At 30.3% G+C, this 2,304-nt stretch carries 2 protein-coding genes and 1 pseudogene; all 3 read left to right on the top strand.

Annotated elements, in window-relative coordinates:
• Nucleotides 1-186: PASTA domain-containing protein (locus ABY298_RS16080; protein ID WP_372747057.1), on the top strand; the 186-nt coding region annotated here is incomplete at its 5' end.
• Nucleotides 187-1,641 (top strand): UDP-N-acetylmuramoyl-L-alanyl-D-glutamate--2,6-diaminopimelate ligase, encoded by a 1,455-nt coding sequence (locus ABY298_RS16085; RefSeq protein ID WP_372747058.1) that lies wholly within the window; start codon nt 187-189, stop codon nt 1,639-1,641.
• Nucleotides 1,642-1,653: 12 nt separating this feature from the next.
• Nucleotides 1,654-2,304: pseudogene (locus tag ABY298_RS16090) on the top strand (phospho-N-acetylmuramoyl-pentapeptide-transferase); the annotation flags it as partial.

Raw genomic sequence — 2,304 nt, forward strand, 5'->3', positions numbered from 1 at the left:
AATTCAAATAAAGCACTTAATTCAATCCCAAATGTAAAAGGAATGGCGGCAATGGACGCCATTCCTTTACTTGAAAATTTAGGGTTAAAAGTAAAGCTAGAAGGTAAAGGAAAAGTTATAGAACAGTCAATAGAAGTTGGATCGAAACTAGAAAAAGGTAAAATAATAGTTATAAAATTAGCATAGTTGAAATTAGTAAAAGACATATTATATAAGGTTGCTGTAGTTGCTGTTCACGGAAATACAGATAGGTCAATTTCTACTGTAGAATTTGATTCAAGAGCTGTTAAAAAGGATAGTCTTTTTGTTGCTCAAAAAGGATTGGTGTTTGATGGACATAAGTTTATTGATAAAGCTATTGAACTTGGAGCAACTGTTATTGTTTGTGAAGATTTTCCAGAGAATTTAAATCCAGCAATAATATATGTGAAGGTGGAAAATTCTGATACTGCTTTAGCTATTATTGCATCAAATTATTACAACAATCCATCATCTAAATTAAAATTAGTTGGTGTTACAGGTACTAATGGAAAAACTACCATAGCGTCCTTGTTATATACGTTATTTCAAAAAGCAGGATTTAGCGCAGGATTACTATCAACTGTAAAAATTTTGGTTGATAAAACTCAATATGAAGCTACCCATACAACGCCAAATTCTTTATTAATAAATAAGTATTTAAATGAAATGGTAGAAGCTGGTTGCGATTACTGTTTTATGGAGGTAAGTTCTCATGGAATTCATCAAAAAAGAACAGAAGGATTGCAATTTACAGGTGGTGTTTTTACAAATTTAACACACGATCATTTAGATTATCACAAAACATTTATTGAGTATAGAGATGTGAAAAAATCATTTTTCGATTCATTACCAAAAACGGCATTTGCTTTAGTAAATATTGATGATAAAAATGGTGAAGTAATGCTTCAAAATACAAGCGCTAAAAAATATTCTTACGCGCTAAAAACAATGGCTAATTACAAAGCTAAAATTTTAGAAAATCAATTCTCAGGTTTATTTTTAAATATAAATGGATTAGAGGTTTGGACAAAATTAACAGGAAGTTTTAATGCCTATAATCTTACTGCTGTTTATGGTGTGGCAGATTTATTAGGTTTAAACGCAATGGAATCTTTAACCTTAATAAGTGAGTTAGAAAGTGTAAGTGGGCGTTTTCAGCATTTTACATCAAAAGAAGGTGTAATTGCAATTGTTGATTATGCACATACACCAGATGCATTAAAAAATGTTTTAGAAACTATAAATGATATTAGAACTGGAAACGAACAAGTTATAACCGTTGTGGGATGCGGTGGGGATCGAGATAAAGCTAAACGCCCTATTATGGGGCGTATAGCATCTCAATTAAGTTCGCAAGTAATTTTTACTTCAGATAATCCAAGAAGTGAAGATCCTCAGGTAATATTAAATGAAGTAGAAAGTGGAGTTGAGCCTCATAATTATAAAAAAACAATTTCGGTTTTAGATAGGGAGCAAGCAATAAAAACAGCAACTAAACTGGCTAATAAAGGAGATATTATTTTAATAGCTGGAAAAGGTCATGAAACTTATCAGGAAATTAAAGGTGTGCGAACTCATTTTGATGATTTCGAGAAAATAACTGAATTATTACAAGCGTAGAAAATTAACAATATGTTATATTATTTATTTGATTATTTAGACAAGCAATTTGATGTATTTGGAGCAGGTTTGTTCCAGTATATATCATTTCGTTCGGCATTAGCTTTTATACTTTCATTATTATTTTCAACCATTTACGGAAAAAGAATAATTAATTATTTACAACGTAAACAAGTTGGTGAATCTGTTAGAGATTTAGGTTTGGTAGGTCAAGTAGAAAAAGCCGGAACGCCAACAATGGGAGGTGTTATAATTATTTTGGCAACACTAATTCCTGTTTTGCTATTAGCTGAATTAGACAATGTTTACATAGTTATTTTATTAATAACTACTGTTTGGATGGGAATTATTGGTTTTGTAGATGATTATATAAAAGTATTTAAAAAAGATAAAGAAGGATTAAAAGGGCGTTTTAAAATTGCTGGTCAAATTTCTTTAGGAATTTTTGTGGGTGCAATGTTTTATTTTCATCCAAGTGTAACAATGAAAGAGAAACTTCCTGTAAAATTTCAATATGTAGCAGAGGATGGAATTCCAGTATTATTTGGTGAAGCAAAAAAATCGACAAAAACAACTATACCATTTTTAAAAAATAATCAGTTAGAATATGCCGAAGCTTTAGAAATATTTGGAAATGGGTTTAAAGAATATGCTTGGTTGTTA

The sequence above is a fragment of the Lutibacter sp. genome, assembly GCF_041596795.1.
Lineage (GTDB): Bacteria > Bacteroidota > Bacteroidia > Flavobacteriales > Flavobacteriaceae > Lutibacter.